We start from the raw sequence: 17,884 nt of genomic DNA on the forward strand, positions 1-17,884 counted from the left end.
CTATCAAAAAAGGACATAACAAACCGTAGTCCGTTGCTGTCCTTTTAGTGATTATATTACCTAATTAATTAGGTTTATCCTTGATATAATTCTTGGATTGGTTTTGTGATTACTTGGTTAATTTGGCTAAGCATTTGATCAACTGCTTGTTCTTTTTCCATCAAGTTCTTAACAACTTCGATTTCGCCAACCTTACCAGCTAAATCTTGTGCTGCTTTGATTTCATCTTCAGTAGGTTGTTGACCTTGCATTTGTTTTTGTTGAAGTGTCATCTGCATATTTTGAAAATCTTGGAACATACTAAATGCATTAGCATCGGCCTTCATTGCTGCATGAGCTTCTTTCAATGCAGCAAATTCCTGTGTATTGCTTAAATCGCGTTCCATTTGGTTAGCTGTGTCATAGATGTTGACTACCATAATAGTCCTCCTAAATTTTCGATATGTTCATTATACATGAACGTTCAAACGACTTCAATTTGAAATCTACTGACCGACAATTGATTTGGCTTTACTCCAAAGATTACTTGCCGTTCCAGAAATTGAATCTGCACCTTGACTGATTTTATCACCAACCGATGACGTACTATTTTGAATTTCATCCCAAATGTTTGAAGATGAACTATTATCATTATTAGCTAGCGTCGATGCACTCTTAGTACTGAATTCAGTCTCTTTGGTATTTGGTAAAATTTGTTCCATTTCCGTCTTAAATAAAGTGTTGGTATTAACGTAACTTGAATCTGGTAAAACATGCGATTCATCGGTGGTGTCATAGCCTTCCCATGTAGCAACCACAACATCCGGCGTATAACCAACAATCCACTTATCACGTTCAGAATCCTCACCATTAACAACATCGGCACTGGTACTCCCAGTCTTACCGGCGACCGTATAACCAGCCGGTTTAGCTGTTTTTCCAGTTCCATCACTAAAGACACCAATTAACATACTAGTCATTTCTTTAGCCACTTTTTTAGAAATAATTTGTTTCTTTTTAGCATTTTCATTAGTCACAATCGTTTTACCAGAGGCATCAACAATCTTGGTAATATAATGCGCTGACGCCAGCTTACCATCATTGGCAAAAGCAGTATATGCTGTGGCTAATTGCTGTGGTGATACCCCAGTCGATAATCCACCCAGCGCTAAAGCCAAGTTCTTATCTTTACTAGTTACTGGTAACCCAAACTTTTTAACCGATTCATATCCACGATTAATGCCAATTTTATTAAGTAACCAAACAGCCGGTGCATTTAAAGATTGTGCCACTGCTTTATACATTGCCACCGAACCACTGTACGTATCATCATAATTTTTAGGTGTGTAATTATCCGTTCCGTAAGATTTCTTCTTATCAGTTAGCATTGAATCATAATAATAACCATGTTCCAAAGCTGGTGCGTAAACAGCAATCGGTTTAATTGCTGATCCTGGTTGTCGTTTCATTTGCGTTGCCCGGTTAAATCCCCGGAAAACATGGTCTCCTCGACCACCAACAACGGCTAAAACACCACCTGTATTAGGATTAATTGCGATAGATGATGCTTGAACTATCGTTCCATCAGCAGAATCTGCTGGGAAATTATCGTCATCATCAAACGTATTTTGCATATCCTTTTGTTGATTTTGATCAAGCGTTGTATATATTTTATAGCCCTTATTCATAATATCTTCTTCAGAGATATTATAAGTATTGACCGCTTCATCAATTACCGCATCAAAATAGTAAGGATACTTATAGCTATCTGAAGATTGGTAGCCATTAATAATCGTGAGCGCGGTTTTTTTAGCACTATTAGCTTCTGATTGAGTTAATTTATTATTTTCGACCATCAATTGTAAGACAACATTTCGTCGTTTCTTCGATGCCTCCGGATGGGCAACTGGATCATATCCACTAGGTGACGTTAACATTCCTGCCAACACGGCTGCTTCTGAATTAGTTAATTCACTGGCATCCTTGCTAAAATAACGTTTTGATGCATCTTGAACACCCCAAATACCATTTCCAAAGTAAGCATTATTTAAGTACATCGTTAAAATATCACTCTTTGAATACACATTTTCAACTTCAATTGATAAGAAAATCTCTTTCGCTTTCCGCGTAAATGTTTGTTCCTGAGTTAAGTAAGCATTTTTAACTAATTGTTGGGTTAACGTACTCCCACCACCAGAAATATAGTTATTTCCAAGTACCTTATTTTTAGCATACAGTAACGCCGCACGCGCAATTCCCTTAATTGAAAATCCATGTTCATGATAGAAATTTCGATCTTCAGTTGATAGCACTGCATTTTGAATGGTTGGCGATATTTTACTTAAGGATACATACGTTCCTTTTTGCGAATATAAACTTCCTGCTGAATCGCCATCCTTGTCATATACCATTGTATTTTGTGACAAGGTTGCTTTTAAATTACTAACATTTGCAGTTTTAGCAACAAACGTTAAATAAACACTAATGACTAAAAACAAAGTAAGTAAAATTGCAATAATCCAACGGGTAATTTGATATTTTTTCCAAAAGGCTTTTTGTTTTAATCTAAATTTACGCCAATACGGCAAAAACCATTCTTTAAAATCTTCAAACCAGCGTTTAAATTTTGATTGCTGATCGTTCATTTAGTATCTCCAGTTCCAATTATTATCGAGTTTAATTTTATCACATTTTCCATTAATGCAAGATTTTTATATAAATCTTACGTGAAATTAAAAAAAGATTTCAAATTTAATAAACTTATCAGGCTAATAACGCCCCAATCATTTATCAATTTTAAAAATCTTTATTCTAAGCAACGGTATTTAATCGACGTAAATATTCTCGTTAATATGTTCTTTAATTTTTTGATTAAACTTTTTAGCAACCACTTGGTTAGGACTAATGATGAAAATTGTGTCGTGACCGGCTAACGTTCCAGCTACTTCAGGCAAACTCAAATCATCAATGATGGCTGCCAACATATTACCATCACTTGGTAGTGTCCGCACGATGTTCATAAATTCAACCTGAGTCACATTAGTTACAACATCATTAATCGTTGTATACAACCGATTTTGTTCGGTCCGATTACCAACTTTAAAAATTGTATAACGTAATTCACCAGTTCCATCGGCACTTTTAACAATTTGCATTTCACGGATATCGCGTGAAATCGTTGCTTGCGTAGCTGAAATTCCAGCATCAGTAAGCTTATTTAGCAAATCATCTTGCGTTGAAATCGAGTATTGGCTAATTATTTGTTCAATTTTAGCTTGTCGTAACGACTTTTTCATTATGCTTGTTCCTCCTGATTAAAACGGATATTATCTTTCATTATAACAAAAAGCACGAAAACATAAATCATTTTCGTGGCTTCCTGAATATTTATTAATTACATTTCATCTGGTGCTTGAACACCCAATAATGTAAGACCTGATTCTAAAACATCACTAACGGCTTTAACCAATGCAAGTCGAGCTAGTTTCTCATCATCTTCAACCAATATTTTTGAATGTGCATAATACTGATTAAAGTCTTTAGCTAGTTGCAATGTGTATTTGGCAATTACTGATGGTTCATATTCTTTCGCAGCCTTTTGGATAATATCGCCATAATTACCAAGCGCTTTAATTACTTCCCAAGCATTTGGATCAGTGATTTTCTTAGTGGCATCACTTAGATCAGGATTTCCTGCCTTACGTAGGATACTCAATGAACGAGCACGAGCATATTGAACATATGGTCCAGTTTCACCTTCAAAGCGAACGACTTCTTCTAAATCAAAATCAAAGCTGTTTAAGCGTTCATTTTTCAAATCATGAAATACCACCGCCCCAACACCGACTTGTTCAGCTACTTTATCGGCATTAGCTAATGTGGGATTCTTTGCAGCAATTTGTTTCTTAGCTAAATCAATTGCATCATTTAAAACTACTTCTAATAAAATAATGTGACCTTTACGTGTTGATAACTTACGACCACCTTGAGTAATTAAGCCAAACGGAATGTGGTGAATACTATCTGACCAATCATAATCCATCTCTTTTAGAACTGCTTTTAATTGCTTAAAGTGGTTTTGTTGTTCATTACCAACCACATATAGTGATTGAACAAAATCATACGTGCGCTTACGGTAAATTGCAGCAGCTAAATCACGCGTGATGTACAAGGTTGCACCATCACTTTTCTTAATTAAGGCAGGATTAAGGTTGTACTTTTCAAGGTCAACAATTTCGGCCCCTTTACTTTCTTGTAAGAGATGCTTAGATTCAAGTAATTCAACAACTTCATCCATCTTGTCATTATAGAAAGCTTCACCATTAAATGAATCAAAGTGAACATCTAATAAATCATAAATTTTCATGAATAGTTGAAGTGATTCTTCACGGAACCATTCCCATAAATGCAATGCTTCGGGATCGCCATCTTCAAGCTTTTTGAACCAAGCACGCGCATCTTCATCTAATTCAGGATTAGTTTCGGCTTCTTGATGGAAACGAACATAATATTTTTGAAGCGTGTTGATTGGATCTGCGGTCACTTCTTCTTCGCTACCCCACATCTTATAAGCCGTCATTAACTTACCAAATTGAGTACCCCAGTCACCAAGATGGTTAATCTTAATTGGATTATAATTTACTTTTTTCAAGATGTTAGCTAATGCATTACCAATCACCGTTGAACGTAAATGTCCCATTGACATTGGTTTCGCAATGTTAGGTGATGACATATCAATTGATACATTACCACCGTCACCAAGATTTGATGAACCATAGTTAGCCGGATCAGAAAGAATTTCATCTAAAATACCAGCCCCAACGGTTACTTTATCTAAGAAAAAGTTTAAGTATGGTCCGACAACTTCGATTTTTTCAAAGCCCTTTTGATCAATTTTAGGTAATAAATCTTGTGCAATTTGTTGTGGTGCTTGATGTAATTGTTTGGCCAAGAAAAATACTGGAAAGGCATAATCCCCTTTGGTTGTATCTTTTGGTCGTTCAATTTTGGCTTCGATATCAATTACTTCAATATCTGGTAAAACTTTAGCTAAGGCTTCAACTACTTGTGTTTTTGTATCCATCTTTTTTCCTTTCCTGCAAATAAAAAACGCCCCTAATAAGACTATTAGCCTTATCAGAGACGAGATTACCCGCGGTACCACTCTATTTGAAATTAATCCACTTTAGATATTTGACTGTTCTCTAGAAAACACGCCTTCATTAAGGTTCATACTTACCTTGCACTATCGTAAGCTCGCTTGATTGAATTACTTAATTACTACTTCTTCATAATTGAGATTTAACATCCATTATTATAACAAATCTGATTAAAAATACCAATACTTATCTAAAACCATTTACTCAAGAATAAGACTGATTCATCAAAGACTTCATCCACATATCCCTTAGCATGTTGTGTTCCCTCTACAAATCTCACAGTATGCACAATTTGATTTTCAGCCAACTTCGCTGACATTTTTAGCACTCCTGAATTAGGGATAAATTCATCTAATGAATTAGCTAAAAACATTGGTCCGGTTTTTTCATTAATCCGGTGTGTTGGCGTTGCTTCAACTAACTGATCAGTTTGACCATTAAAGTAGTTCATAATAAAACCTTTATAAAAACTGTCATCTTGGCCGGAATCTTCCCTAATTGTCCGTTCTAGTTTTCCAACTACTTGTTCGTGTTGCTCAATCCACTGATCAATATCGAATACTCCTGACCATGAAATTGCTGGAATTCCATATTTAATCGCCATTTCAGCGGCCATATTTCCACCAACCGAAGAACCACAAACAGCAATATGGGTCCGGTCAAATTGATAATTTGAGTTTTTAATCCATGCATACAATGTATCCATATCTTCCAAGGGAGCTGGATAATAGGCAACCGGGGCTAATCGATAATTTGGGATAAAAGTTAGATACCCATTAGATGCCCACTTCTTACCTAGATCAACGTCTTTACTTTTATCACCACGGAGCCATCCCCCACCGTGAATCATAATAACAACTCCACGAGTTGCGTTGGTAGTTGGATAATAAATATCTGTTGTTAACCGATTATCAGCATCATAAATTACATCATTATCAATTTGCATACATAAATACTCCCCATCAACTTAAGATTTTAACTTAATTATATGCTGGTTAACCACAAATTGATAACATTTTGGTCTAATTAAGACGTTATTTTAATACCCACAATGCCAATTAATAAGACCCCCACAAAGACCCAAGTCATTGGATTAATTTTATCACCAAACAAAACGACCCCAATAATTACCGTTCCAACTGCTCCAATTCCGGTCCAAATTGGATATGCCAAACTCAATGGTAAAGAAACTGTGGCCTTCGCTAAACAATAGAAACTAATAATCATACCGACAATCGTTAAAATTGTATAATTTAGGTGCGTAAATCCATTACTTAATTTTAAAAAAGTGGCCCAAATTGTTTCAAATAAACCTGCAATTAATAAATAAATCCAACTCATGATTTTTCCTCCTGTAGTTTTACAATCAATAAATTATCTAGAAATAAAAATACACCACTTCTCACTCCTTCAATGACCTAATGGAGTGAAACGTGGTGTACCTTGCCCGGTGGCAATTTATCTTTTTTTCTATCAATTAACCATAACACATCAATCCTTAATTTAAAACTTTAACACTCTCTTAGTGATGACTGTTACGCGTCGGCTTCAACATAAATCGACTAATTAATTTAACAATCTGCTTATTCTCTGGTAAATCAGAGTGTGATGATTCAACGCCTGTAACAATCATTTCCGTATAACTTCGTGCTTGATTTTGAAAAATATATTTCCCACTATCAACACTTTTAAACGGCACCGTACCATCACCAGCATATGATTTGGTCCCAGCAATGGAATACATGATTAAATTGGTCGGAATTTGTTTGCGGCCAGCGATTAAATCTTTGAGCATCGTCGTTTTTTCTTTGGTTGTGTTCTCTAAATTATACGGCGTACCAATCGTCATCAACTTATCAATTGAACTAGTATCCGGTAAATACTTTTCCAAAAAAATAGTTAGTATTAAACCACCATTTGAGTGACCAATTCCTGAAAATTGATTAAAATGATACCGTTTTGACAAGACTTGGTAAGCAATACTAAACCATTTTGCCTGTTTTTTGATATTGGCATACCCATCATCATTATCTTGAAAACTAATCACAATATATGGTCGTTTATCACCTTGCCGAATTGTACCCGAATAATGTAATTGATTATCTTGATCGACTTTAACTTTAAGTAAACTATGATTTTCTGTTTGTTCATCTAATTCTTGAATTAACGCATCAAAACGATTTTGATCAGCGGAGCTTCCCGGTACCAGAATTATTGGCACCATTGCGGACGGTACCATTTCCCGCATCAGTTTCACACGTGCGCGTTGTTGGCTTAAACCAAAAATAACCATACCGACAAATGCGATTATAACTAACAAACTAACAATTACTTTTTTAATGTTCATGCTTATTCACCTGCAGTTCTTGATTAGATAACTTAATAAATGGTACATAGATTAACACTGAAATTACTAAGTTAATGATGCCGACTGCTAAAGCAACCCAATTTCCATTAGTACTTAAAAATCCTTCTAAGGGACCAGGAGTAGAAGTTGCCGTTGGATAAACTGAGCTGGGTAACCATTGCAGTAATATCAAGATTCCTGGAATTAAACAAGCCACAACTGAAGAAATTATCATCGGGATTAATAAAATTAGATTGAATAGAATTGGATATGTAGTTACTAGCGGTGCATTAATATTGAATACCGTCGGAACTACGGACAATTTCAAATCATGAATATCTGTGTGTTGTCGATTCACAATCCACATCGCAATTACTAATGGCAATAACATTCCAATTCCACCACTAGTTGCATAGACATCAAATAATGCGTGAATATTAATTGGCATTGGAATTGAATATACACTATGACCTTCTAGAACATAGTTTAAATTTTTAATGGCTGCATCACTAAAATCACTATTAGATACTGGTAGCAATGAGTCAATTCCAAAAATGAATAATAAACAATTCAAAACAGCAATCAGTGGAATCAGCAAAATACCCCAACCCTGTATCCCGTCAATCCAATCATACAAGGTGCGAATAACGGCCTGAGTCCAATCATCTCTGGTTAAAACAAATAACCCCAGTAAAACTAATAAAGTCATTAGTGCAGAAAACCACGTCCTCGCATTAATTAGTTGTGTTAACTTAAGATAAATTAATTTAATTAGATAACCAATAACTGCAGCAATCAGCAAATTTCTTAAATTAATTGCACTAAAACTTAGCCATATCAAATCTTCATTAATTTTACCAGTCAGCAAATTCCCTGGGAACATAAAGATAATCGTTACTATGACACTAATGTAACCGGACAAAGAATACGTGTCCAACTTTTTTGAACCCATCAAATACGCTATTGAGGCAATTAGCATCACCCCAGTAATAATCGTTAAGCTATTAACAATCATTTGAATTTGTGTGAAATATGGTAGCCATTGATCAATTCCAAAAATTTCTTTTAAAAAGCCTGAATCATCTAGCACCACTAAATTGATAACTGACAAAACGGCTGTGACTAAGATTTGTTGATTAAGAATTCTAAAAGCTTGTTGCAATTCTTGTACAAAGTTAAGTGACATTATTTTGCGACTTAAGTTTACGTATTTTCCTCCTAGCATCCAAATGCCTCCAATTATTTGAGTAATTTTCGATCTAAAGAATCACCTAGTTTGCTGATTCCCATCTTTGTCACCTCGTAATTACTCAAGATAACCACCGCTTGCTTCCCATTCTTACTAATTCTAATGGTTCCTTCAAATCCATAACCGGCACCATTAGTTTTATAACGATCAACACGATTATATAAGCCACCACCATAGCCACTAATTGATCCTTTAGCATACAATTTAGTTACATCTGCTTGCTTAATAATTTTGCCTTGTGTAATTGCGCTAACCACGCGATATAAATCACCTACACTCATATATAACTGACCGGTCCCTAATTCATTACGTTCTAAGACCAATCGCTGCTTAAATGGCTGGGTATATGAAATTCCAAGGATGTGATTAGGAACCGAGTAACCAATTGCTGAATCACGATTAGTTGGTAATGCATACGCAAATGCAGTTCGTTTTAATTTCAGTTTATCAATAATTTGATGAGTAAATAATTGTCGATAACTCTGATGTGAAACTTTTTCCAAAATTCCAGCCAACAATACATAATTAACTGGTTGATAATCCCAGATACCATTTTTCAAAATTGTATATTTTGTCTGCGTAATTTCATGACGAATGATTCCAAAATCATCCGTTAAAAAACCCGGTGCTTTGGAACCATCCATTGATAATCCGGAAGTCATATTTAACATCTGCCGAATAGTAATATTAGCCGAACCCGGTACACTGGGGAAATAGTTGTCTAAATGATCAGTTAACTTCAGATGATGCTTTTCTACCTGCTGCATAATTAATACGCCGGTCATCATTTTTTGAATTGAATCAATTTCAAACATTGTATTTAGATTATTCGACTTTTTACTCAAGACATTAGCGTAGCCTTGACTATAATGATTAATTAGTTTGCCATTTTGATAAATCGCTATCGTTCCAACAAATGACCTTGTTTTAACATCTTTTTTGATTACTATTTGATTCTTATCTTTTGCCAGTACGTTAATGGGGATATTAACGACACTGACTGTGATTATTATAATAATTAACCACCACTGCATATTTTTGTTCATTGTTATCATCAGCTATTCTGCTTGTTGCCATTCTTTTGAGAGGAATTTATCTTGGATTTGATATGTTGGTTGATTTTGTTTTGTTTGTAGAAATGGTGATACCTTTTGATCCATTGCTAACCAGCCATTCCAGCCAAGGTGAATTGTATCTTCCATGAAATACTTTTTACCACCATCTTTACTGAGGTCAACAACATGATTAAACCCTTGACTATTTAATTGATATTTAATCTTTTGATCGGCTTTTTGATACATGTCATTTGATAAACCAGTATATTTCATCCACTTTTGGTTAACTGGTGTAATCACAAAGATTGGATCCACATTCCATTTAGCAAACTGAGCCAAAACTAATTCAAAATCCGCATATTCTGGTGACTGAAGATAATTAAAGTGAGACTGTGATCCTTGTAATTTAGCTAATTTATTTCCTTTAGCTAACCGATGGTTGAAAAAATTGTTACTAATACCAAATGGATTATCATCAGTTGCTTTAGCTGCCATCTGATTAGCCGACTTTGTTAGCATCTTAAAGTTATCTTGCTTCGGTAACTTATTTTGATTGCCATCAATTTTAGCTTCTCTTTTACCAGAAACAAACGATGAAAATAATTTATCTTCTGAATTTAACATCGTTGCCTCAACATTCAATTGCATCAACTGAGTCTTAGTCACTTTCTTACCACTAGCTAAATTAATTAATGCTCGATGGGCAGCACCTGAATTACTATTTTCATTCATTGCTAAAATTCGTTTGGCTGTATAACGCGTCATTTGGCTATCATGAGCATGGAGAAGCCATTGTGTGGTTCCAATTGGTGAATTATATAAACTGTATGCCTGTGGCGACTGGCCTTGTTTTGTGAACCATTGTGGGGAAATAATAAACACCACTTTTTTATTTTTCAATTGTTGTTTCATTCCTTGCATTTGAATTAAATGCGATAACGATTGAGTTCCCGGGTTACCTAATAAAAATGGTTGATAGTTACGATGATATTTTTTGGCTAAGGCAGATGGATGAAATGGATCCATCCGTGATAATTCTGACGAACCAAAGAATGGTACATAGCCATCCTTAAGCGCTTGACTTTTAACAATACTTCCCTTGTAGACATTGGTTGATAATGAAACCGCTGCTCGCTTTTCAGTTGCCTTGTTAACCGTTGTAAATTGGTTAGCGACAAAAAAAGCAATGAAAACCAGCAGCCCAGCAAGTAGTACCGGTCCAAAGATATTCCAAAGCTTTTTTTTCATTTTCATTGTAATGATTCCACCTTTTGAATAATTTTATTAGCCGACTTCCAATCTTCTCGATTAAATTCTGAAATTGGCACATCAATGCCAAACTTATCTTGTAATTCTAGTAGTAATTCCACGGTTGCCATTGAGTCTACAAGACCTGACATAAAAATATCTGCATCCATGTCTTTGCTAAAGTCGGTACCGGTAATTCCATTTAAGATATCTAATACAATTTCATTTACATTCATTTTAAGTTCTCCTTTTATTTAAACCATAGAGTATTCAAGAAACCTGAGAAAATTAAGAAACTAAAGCAAACGACATTAAAAGTGATGAAGATTGCTAAACCTTTAGTCCAGCGATTACTTGGAACTTGATGTTTTTTCTTAAACCGGAGCCAAATATCATTAATAATAATCGCAACGGCATGAAAAGCACCGTACAAAATGTAATACCACGTTACGCCGTGCCAGAATCCCATAATCAAAAAGTTAGCTAAATACGCAACTTGTGAGACGTGAATTCGATTTTTAAAAATTTTGTGTTTCATTAAGAAAAAGGTTAAACGCATAAATACATAATCTCGGAACCAAAATGATAATGACATATGCCAACGATTCCAAAAATCCTTCACATTATGCGATTTAAATGGTTGATTAAAGTTCAACGGACTTTCAATTCCCATCAAGTAACTAATCGCGATCGCGAATAAGCTATAACCCGCAAAGTCAAAGAACAAATACATACTGTAGGTATACATGTATTCAATTAACGGCCATGATAAACCGGTATGAAAGAAGGCCGCTCTTTGTGCTAATGATTCATGCGCTAAGACTGGCAGTAGTACTTTGCCAAAAAAGTAACCTAAAATAAACTTATATAAAAAGCCTAAAAAGAGATACTTAACTGCCTTACCAATCATCGTTACATATTTATCACGCTCTGGCGCGTTGACATAGTCCGTTTTAAAACGCCGAAACCGATCAATTGGTCCTGATGAGATGGTTGGAAAGAATAGTAAGAAGCGAACAAACAGGATTGGCTCAAACTCTTTAATTGCCCCATCTCTCATTTCCATTACCATCTGCACGCTTTTAAAAGTTAAGTAACTAATTCCTAAAAAACCGATTAACGATGACTTAATTGTAAATAGTGGCGTCATCTTAACCACGATCAATGGTGCAATCGCTAGTAGTACCGCGATGATAAAGACCGAAGTTCGATTGCGTTTTAAACGATATTTGGAATATGCAAAGATCACGATTAATTCAAATAATACATATCCAATTAGTGCCAGGCCTTGATGCCAGTCTTTCCCACCAAACGTTAAAACTAAAAAGGTCAAAGAAAAGATGGTTTCGTAAATCACCAATCGTTTGCCATAAAAAAGTCCAATAATAATTGGTAATAACAAACCGATGATGAGGCCAAAATAGCCTGGACTTTCATATGGTTGTAAATTAATCAAACTACTTTGCCTCCCTCATCAATGCCTTAATATCAATTTTGCCATTCATCGTAATTGGTAATGTATCTAGATAAACGAACTTTTGTGGAATCATATATGACATCATTTTTTTGGCTAATTCAAATTTCAATTCGTCCGTCAGTTTCAAATTAAGGCCATCGACTTCAAAATCATGATAAAGATAACTCGTTAAATCTAATTGAACGTAGGCTAACAGTGAAACCACTTTGCCATTTTTATCCGTCACTGGAACCGCCACGGCGCGACTAATATTTTCATTTAGATTTAGATAATGATTAACTTCCTCTAATTCAATCCGATAACCATGCATCTTAATTTGAAAATCTTTGCGTCCGGCATATAATATCAGGCCATCATTTTTACGCTGTCCTAAATCACCAGTATGGTAAGTTGCAGTTTGGTCATGCTTAAATACTTGTTCTGTTTTAGCCGGGTTATTGATGTATCCTTTTGAAATCGATGGTCCACTGAGCACAATTTCACCAGTATTATCATTATCTGATGCAAGTTCAATCCATCCCAATGTGTCATTCTTGAAATAACCAATTGGTAATCGATCATACATAGCTAAAATGCTTGGTGTAATTTCAATTGAAGTAACAGCCACTGTGGCTTCTGTTGGTCCATAAGTGTTAAAAATGTGGGCATCTGGAAAGCGTTCATGTAATTTACTAGCAACATCGTGTGTAAGTTCTTCACCACAAAACATAAAAGTTGTTAATTCAGGATGCACTTGCTGATTAAAATTACGGTCTAAGAGTGCCATTTCAATAAATGACGGCGTCGATACCCAGACTTCAACCGTTAGTTCAGATAAACACTGGAATAAGCTCTTAAAATCTTCGGTTTGTTCACGTGGTAGAACTTGTAATTCACCACCTAAAAGTAAGGTTGGATATAAATCCATCACTGATAAATCAAATGAATAAGGTGTTTGTGCTAAAACTTTAGGTTGTGCTTGCAAGCCAAAGTCACTCAACATCCAATCCGTAAAACTCTTAAGGTTATCATGGCTAATTTGAACCCCCTTAGGATTACCGGTGGTCCCTGAGGTAAAAATAATATAAAAGGTTTGATCACCAGTAACCATTTGGTTATCGTCGAATTCAAATGATGATGTCTCGTGTTTAATAGCTTGAAATTCATCACTATGAATCACTTTTAAGTTTTCAATTGCTGGCGTATTTCCATCAACTTCGATCATTAATTCTGGCTGAGCAATTTCAGTTATTAGCTTAATTCGTTCATTAGGTGAATGTTTGTCAACAGGAATATAAGCATGCCCCGTTTTGACACTCGCCATAAAAGCAACTAACATCTCAAAAGTTTGACCACCATAGACAATGATTGGTGATTCGGGTTGTAAATCTAACTGTTGAATTCTTGCTGCTAACGCATTCGAATATTGTTGTAATTCACCATAGGTATTTGTTTCACCAAGGTAGTTATAAACAATCGCCGCCGGATTTTCCGTTGCGAATTGATCAATTTGCTTAATTAAATTCATTGAAATATCCCTCCATGATTAAAATTCGTTATAGATAAAACCTGAATTATTAACGCCACTGTATTCATACATATAAATCAGGATCATTATAATTAAAAAATAAAAACCTGCTTTTAATAAAAACCAGATAATTGGCTTTTGTTTCAGTCGTTCTAAAATTTGCATCTCATCACCTCATAAAAAAAGACACCTTACAATTCTTAATGTCTGTAGTTGTACTATAAACATTGAGTCTGTAAGGTGCCATATATGTTTGCTGAGGAAAAGATTAGAATTTCTCAGAAATGTGTTTTGGAAGCAATAACATAAATTTAGTTCCTTGTGGAGTATTATCAGTAACTTCTAGGTTTGCATAAATTAATTTCGCCATGCGTGAGGTAATTGCTAACCCTAACCCAGTCCCTTCAATCTTAGTATCACGTGCTTCTTTCCCACGATAAAAGCGATCAAAAATATGAGCTTTATCCTCGTCACTGATACCAAGACCTTGATCAGCAATTGTAATTATAATTGCATTGGCAGTTTCAACTTGTTGCACCGTAATTGTAGAATTTTTTGGTGAATATTTTTGTGCATTATCAATTAACGTCACTAATATTTGCTGGAGATTATTGACATTAGTTACGACATTACTAGTAGTAATTCCTTCAACCTTAATTGGTTGCGTTACTTGTTGCCGCATCAAATCAACCGTTTCATTAATGATTGCTAAAATGGGAACTTCCTTAAATTCAAGTTCAACTTTATCAACTTTTGATAACGCTAAGAGACTTTCAATCAAGCGCTGCATTTTATCAGATTCAGTTTCAATATACTTTAACGATTCTGGAATGACTTCTGGATGCTCCGCAGCACGGCGTTGAATTAACTTAACGTTCCCCTTAATTCCAGCAATCGGCGTTCTCAATTCATGAGAAGCATCAGAAATAAATTGACGATCTCGCTTGATATTTTCATTGAGTTCATTTAACAGTTTATTAAATTCAATCGTTAAATCATGGACTTCTTTGGGGTTATCCGCTACTGTCAGATTAGATTGATACTTAGCCGTTGGTTCATTAATAATTTGTTTAGTTTCACTAACTAATGATTTAAGCGGGCGCGTTAATTTATTAGCTAGCTTGGAAATAACTAATAGTCCCAATAAAAAGCTCAACAAATTAATTGCGACAATCACAATAAATAAACGTTTAAATAAGTTAATTACTCGATTTAAACTAATCCAAATTTGATACTTAATTTGGCGTGGTTGATTTTTACTATTCATAACAATCACCGTTCGATTGGCATGATAATAAATCCCCTGATTTTCACGCACCTGCACATTTTTTAAAATTGGCCAACTCCAAAAAGAGTCATATAAAAAATCTTCAGCATGGTCAGAATATTGTTTACTAATTACTTTACCCTTTGCTTTAGTGGTAATCGTAATGAAAGTTCGTCTAGTATCAACATCATTATTCGACTTCCAATATTTCCAATCAAATTTACCCTCTACCACAGAGTTATTTAACGAAGTGATTAATTGTTCGCTATTACTTCTAGTATTAACAACAAACATTGACCCAACGATAATCATTACCGATAAACTGGTAATCACCGTAATCATAATCAACATAATTCCGTAGGCAAACGTCATTTGTGATGCGCTACTTTTACTCTTCATTTTTATTTTCATCAGATTTTAAAATGTAGCCAATTCCTCTCACAGTTTGAATTAATGAATCATCATACTTAATTTTTTGACGTAGATAACGAATATAAACATCAACAATATTGGGGTCACCTTCAAAATTAATACCCCAAACTAAATCTAACAACTCATCCCTCGTCATAACTTGATTTTCATTTTTAAGTAATACTACTAACAAATCATATTCACGAGGCGTTAATTTAATTATTTCTGCACCAAAATATAAGGCCTTTGCCTTAATATCTAGTACCAATTTACCAACTTGATACTGTTCCGGTGTCGCTTTTTCTGTATTAGCTTCACGCCTTATAATCACTCGAATCCGCGCAAGCAATTCTTCGATTTCAAATGGTTTTGTAATATAATCTTCTGCACCATTATCTAATCCGGCAACCTTATCACCAATATAATCTCGAGCCGTCATCATCATTATCGGTACTTGTTTTAGTTTCAATACTCGACGCATAACTCCCAAACCATCAATTTTAGGTAACATCCAATCTAATAAAATTAAATCAATTTCATTTCGATGGTCGGTGAATTGTTGCACCGCCTCTTCACCATCGGAAGCGGTAATAATTGTATAATTTTCAAATTGTAATTCATTTTTTAAATAACTTCTTAGGCTATCTTCATCTTCAACTAATAAAATAGTGACCATCCTAAAAGATCCTCCTAATTTTAATCCGTCCATCTCGAATTGTACCAAGTTGCTTAGTTATCGTAAAGAAAAGTAATTTACTATTACTAAAAATTAAAAAGTGATGAAGCAAATAAAATTTGCTCCACCACTTAATTATCATTTATAGGTAAGGTATACCATATCCCCAACTGTATGAGTATCGGTCAACTTCAAGGCTCTAACCTCATTTATATCAAGGTTTTCAAATAGTCTAATCCCTTTTCCCAAAATAACAGGAATCAACGTAATTTGATATTCATCAATTAGATTATTTTTAATTAACGGTGTAATGATTGATGCACCTCCGATTAACCAAATATCTTTTCCACTTTTAGCTGACGAGCACAATCCACAACAGATTCATTAGTGAAAACAACATTTTCACGTGCCTCTGCTGGACGATTGGTAAAGACATAATTGCTCATGTTCTCATAATAATAGGCATCATTATTTTCTACCATAAATTCATTAATAACTTGATCATAAGTCGTTCGTCCCATTATTACAGTGTCAACTCTAGTTAATAAAGTTTGATAACTGTTATCTTCAGATACAACATCTTGATCTCCATAAGCAGTAAGCCAATCAATATTGCCATTTTTATCTGCGATGTATCCATCAAGACTGGTTGCAATATATAAAATAACTTTTCTTGTCATATTTTTTCTCCCATTTTTAGCACGCCGCAACTAATAAAATAGTGACCACTCTAGTTTTAATCTATCTACCTCGAATTGTACCAAGGCAATTAATTTTCGTAAAGAAAACACCTTTAATACTACAAAAAAGCAAAATGATTGAGCAAAAATATTGCTCAATCATTTTTGTTTATTAATAGAACGAAGGTTTTTCCCATGCCGTATCAGGTTCACCTAAGCCTAAATTAGCACGATGATAATCTGCTTTACCGGTAACAATATCGGTTACAAATTGGGCTACTGCTTGACGAGCAACTTGTGATTCAACTAATGGTTCACCTTTTTTAGAAACATGCAGTTTCGTGTTACCCGGTTGATTATATAACCAAGTAATTCGTAAAATAATATAATCTATTTGACTAGCTTCAATTACATCTGCAGCCTGACGACGCGGTCCTTCCCAAATCTTATCACCAGTCATTTGACGATACCACTTGGTAAATGGACCAGAAACTTCTTGATATAAATCCGGAATATTGGCTGAGATGAAACGAGCTTGGCTGTTAGCTTCAATTAATTTAACTAACTCCGTCATAAATTTAACATCACGTGGCACCGTATTTAGATATACAAAATCAACATCTGTTAATGCCAACTTTAACTTATCTAGTTCTGAATAATCACCATCAATTAAACTCACTCGCTCACTTTTTAATGATACTAAACGAGTAGAAACATTCCGACCATATAAAACTAATTCGGCATCAGTTTGATCTAATAAATTGGCCTCGACCATCCTAGCAATTTGGCCTGCCGCTCCTAAAATTAATACTTTCATTATTTCACCCTA

General features: G+C 34.8%; 19 protein-coding genes. All 19 read right to left on the bottom strand.

Annotated elements, in window-relative coordinates; all coding sequences use genetic code 11:
- Window positions 1-74 precede the first annotated feature (74 nt).
- A complete protein-coding gene (locus tag FC70_RS03145) occupies window positions 75-419 on the bottom strand; it encodes a YlbF family regulator (RefSeq protein WP_057889560.1) in 345 nt (114 codons plus the stop codon).
- Window positions 420-485: 66 nt separating this feature from the next.
- Entirely contained in the window at window positions 486-2,624 is a 2,139-nt protein-coding gene (locus FC70_RS03150; RefSeq protein ID WP_083478614.1) for a PBP1A family penicillin-binding protein, read from the bottom strand.
- A gap of 180 nt (window positions 2,625-2,804) precedes the next feature.
- Complete coding sequence (locus FC70_RS03155; protein WP_057889561.1) at window positions 2,805-3,275, bottom strand: arginine repressor; 471 nt, start codon at window positions 3,273-3,275, stop codon at window positions 2,805-2,807.
- Window positions 3,276-3,373: 98 nt separating this feature from the next.
- Window positions 3,374-5,062 (bottom strand): arginine--tRNA ligase, encoded by a 1,689-nt coding sequence (argS, locus tag FC70_RS03160; protein ID WP_057889562.1) that lies wholly within the window; start codon window positions 5,060-5,062, stop codon window positions 3,374-3,376.
- Window positions 5,063-5,328: 266 nt separating this feature from the next.
- Window positions 5,329-6,084 carry an alpha/beta hydrolase gene (locus tag FC70_RS03165; protein WP_057889563.1) on the bottom strand — a complete coding sequence of 252 codons (756 nt, stop codon included), beginning with the start codon at window positions 6,082-6,084 and terminating at the stop codon, window positions 5,329-5,331.
- Between the two features lie 80 nt (window positions 6,085-6,164).
- Complete coding sequence (locus FC70_RS03170; RefSeq protein WP_057889564.1) at window positions 6,165-6,479, bottom strand: DMT family transporter; 315 nt, start codon at window positions 6,477-6,479, stop codon at window positions 6,165-6,167.
- Window positions 6,480-6,660: 181 nt separating this feature from the next.
- Window positions 6,661-7,485 (bottom strand): alpha/beta hydrolase, encoded by an 825-nt coding sequence (locus tag FC70_RS03175; RefSeq protein ID WP_057889565.1) that lies wholly within the window; start codon window positions 7,483-7,485, stop codon window positions 6,661-6,663.
- Entirely contained in the window at window positions 7,475-8,710 is a 1,236-nt protein-coding gene (locus FC70_RS03180) for a PTS sugar transporter subunit IIC (protein WP_057889566.1), read from the bottom strand. Before FC70_RS03180 ends, FC70_RS03175 begins: the two co-directional genes overlap by 11 nt.
- A gap of 14 nt (window positions 8,711-8,724) precedes the next feature.
- Window positions 8,725-9,780, bottom strand: coding sequence for a serine hydrolase domain-containing protein (locus tag FC70_RS03185; RefSeq protein WP_057889567.1), 1,056 nt, complete (start codon window positions 9,778-9,780; stop codon window positions 8,725-8,727).
- Between the two features lie 12 nt (window positions 9,781-9,792).
- Window positions 9,793-11,043 carry a D-alanyl-lipoteichoic acid biosynthesis protein DltD gene (gene dltD / locus FC70_RS03190; RefSeq protein ID WP_057889568.1) on the bottom strand — a complete coding sequence of 417 codons (1,251 nt, stop codon included), beginning with the start codon at window positions 11,041-11,043 and terminating at the stop codon, window positions 9,793-9,795.
- Complete coding sequence (dltC, locus tag FC70_RS03195; protein WP_057889569.1) at window positions 11,040-11,273, bottom strand: D-alanine--poly(phosphoribitol) ligase subunit DltC; 234 nt, start codon at window positions 11,271-11,273, stop codon at window positions 11,040-11,042. The genes dltD and dltC overlap by 4 nt, the downstream gene beginning before the upstream one ends.
- Before the next feature lie 14 nt (window positions 11,274-11,287).
- Entirely contained in the window at window positions 11,288-12,493 is a 1,206-nt protein-coding gene (gene dltB, locus FC70_RS03200; RefSeq protein WP_057889570.1) for a D-alanyl-lipoteichoic acid biosynthesis protein DltB, read from the bottom strand.
- Window position 12,494: 1 nt separating this feature from the next.
- Window positions 12,495-14,021 carry a D-alanine--poly(phosphoribitol) ligase subunit DltA gene (gene dltA / locus FC70_RS03205; protein ID WP_057889571.1) on the bottom strand — a complete coding sequence of 509 codons (1,527 nt, stop codon included), beginning with the start codon at window positions 14,019-14,021 and terminating at the stop codon, window positions 12,495-12,497.
- An 18-nt stretch (window positions 14,022-14,039) separates the two neighbouring features.
- Window positions 14,040-14,186, bottom strand: a complete 147-nt coding sequence (locus FC70_RS09135) for a teichoic acid D-Ala incorporation-associated protein DltX (protein WP_083478616.1) — start codon at window positions 14,184-14,186, stop codon at window positions 14,040-14,042.
- 103 nt (window positions 14,187-14,289) lie between these two features.
- On the bottom strand, window positions 14,290-15,687 hold the full coding sequence (locus tag FC70_RS03210; protein ID WP_162253438.1) for a sensor histidine kinase: 1,398 nt from the start codon (window positions 15,685-15,687) through the stop codon (window positions 14,290-14,292).
- Window positions 15,677-16,375: a response regulator transcription factor gene (locus tag FC70_RS03215; protein WP_057889573.1), complete on the bottom strand. Its 699-nt coding sequence runs from the start codon at window positions 16,373-16,375 to the stop codon at window positions 15,677-15,679. Before FC70_RS03215 ends, FC70_RS03210 begins: the two co-directional genes overlap by 11 nt.
- A 138-nt stretch (window positions 16,376-16,513) precedes the next feature.
- Window positions 16,514-16,744, bottom strand: a complete 231-nt coding sequence (locus FC70_RS09560; RefSeq protein WP_197713248.1) for a dihydrofolate reductase family protein — start codon at window positions 16,742-16,744, stop codon at window positions 16,514-16,516.
- Entirely contained in the window at window positions 16,705-17,055 is a 351-nt protein-coding gene (locus FC70_RS09435; RefSeq protein ID WP_197713247.1) for a dihydrofolate reductase family protein, read from the bottom strand. Before FC70_RS09435 ends, FC70_RS09560 begins: the two co-directional genes overlap by 40 nt.
- A 172-nt stretch (window positions 17,056-17,227) precedes the next feature.
- Window positions 17,228-17,872 (bottom strand): NAD(P)H-binding protein, encoded by a 645-nt coding sequence (locus FC70_RS03225; RefSeq protein ID WP_057889574.1) that lies wholly within the window; start codon window positions 17,870-17,872, stop codon window positions 17,228-17,230.
- Between the last annotated feature and the right edge of the window lie 12 nt (window positions 17,873-17,884).

This window comes from Paucilactobacillus oligofermentans DSM 15707 = LMG 22743, assembly GCF_001434315.1.
GTDB lineage: Bacteria > Bacillota > Bacilli > Lactobacillales > Lactobacillaceae > Paucilactobacillus > Paucilactobacillus oligofermentans.

What these genes read in the sequence shown, in the direction of transcription:
- FC70_RS03145 (WP_057889560.1), bottom strand. Translation starts at nt 419, where the DNA reads ATGGTAGTCAACATCTATGACACAGCTAACCAAATGGAACGCGATTTA.
- FC70_RS03150 (WP_083478614.1), bottom strand. Translation starts at nt 2,624, where the DNA reads ATGAACGATCAGCAATCAAAATTTAAACGCTGGTTTGAAGATTTTAAA.
- FC70_RS03155 (WP_057889561.1), bottom strand. Translation starts at nt 3,275, where the DNA reads ATGAAAAAGTCGTTACGACAAGCTAAAATTGAACAAATAATTAGCCAA.
- argS (WP_057889562.1), bottom strand. Translation starts at nt 5,062, where the DNA reads ATGGATACAAAAACACAAGTAGTTGAAGCCTTAGCTAAAGTTTTACCA.
- FC70_RS03165 (WP_057889563.1), bottom strand. Translation starts at nt 6,084, where the DNA reads ATGCAAATTGATAATGATGTAATTTATGATGCTGATAATCGGTTAACA.
- FC70_RS03170 (WP_057889564.1), bottom strand. Translation starts at nt 6,479, where the DNA reads ATGAGTTGGATTTATTTATTAATTGCAGGTTTATTTGAAACAATTTGG.
- FC70_RS03175 (WP_057889565.1), bottom strand. Translation starts at nt 7,485, where the DNA reads ATGAACATTAAAAAAGTAATTGTTAGTTTGTTAGTTATAATCGCATTT.
- FC70_RS03180 (WP_057889566.1), bottom strand. Translation starts at nt 8,710, where the DNA reads ATGCTAGGAGGAAAATACGTAAACTTAAGTCGCAAAATAATGTCACTT.
- FC70_RS03185 (WP_057889567.1), bottom strand. Translation starts at nt 9,780, where the DNA reads ATGAACAAAAATATGCAGTGGTGGTTAATTATTATAATAATCACAGTC.
- dltD (WP_057889568.1), bottom strand. Translation starts at nt 11,043, where the DNA reads ATGAAAATGAAAAAAAAGCTTTGGAATATCTTTGGACCGGTACTACTT.
- dltC (WP_057889569.1), bottom strand. Translation starts at nt 11,273, where the DNA reads ATGAATGTAAATGAAATTGTATTAGATATCTTAAATGGAATTACCGGT.
- dltA (WP_057889571.1), bottom strand. Translation starts at nt 14,021, where the DNA reads ATGAATTTAATTAAGCAAATTGATCAATTCGCAACGGAAAATCCGGCG.
- FC70_RS09135 (WP_083478616.1), bottom strand. Translation starts at nt 14,186, where the DNA reads ATGCAAATTTTAGAACGACTGAAACAAAAGCCAATTATCTGGTTTTTA.
- FC70_RS03210 (WP_162253438.1), bottom strand. Translation starts at nt 15,687, where the DNA reads ATGAAGAGTAAAAGTAGCGCATCACAAATGACGTTTGCCTACGGAATT.
- FC70_RS03215 (WP_057889573.1), bottom strand. Translation starts at nt 16,375, where the DNA reads ATGGTCACTATTTTATTAGTTGAAGATGAAGATAGCCTAAGAAGTTAT.
- FC70_RS09435 (WP_197713247.1), bottom strand. Translation starts at nt 17,055, where the DNA reads ATGACAAGAAAAGTTATTTTATATATTGCAACCAGTCTTGATGGATAC.
- FC70_RS03225 (WP_057889574.1), bottom strand. Translation starts at nt 17,872, where the DNA reads ATGAAAGTATTAATTTTAGGAGCGGCAGGCCAAATTGCTAGGATGGTC.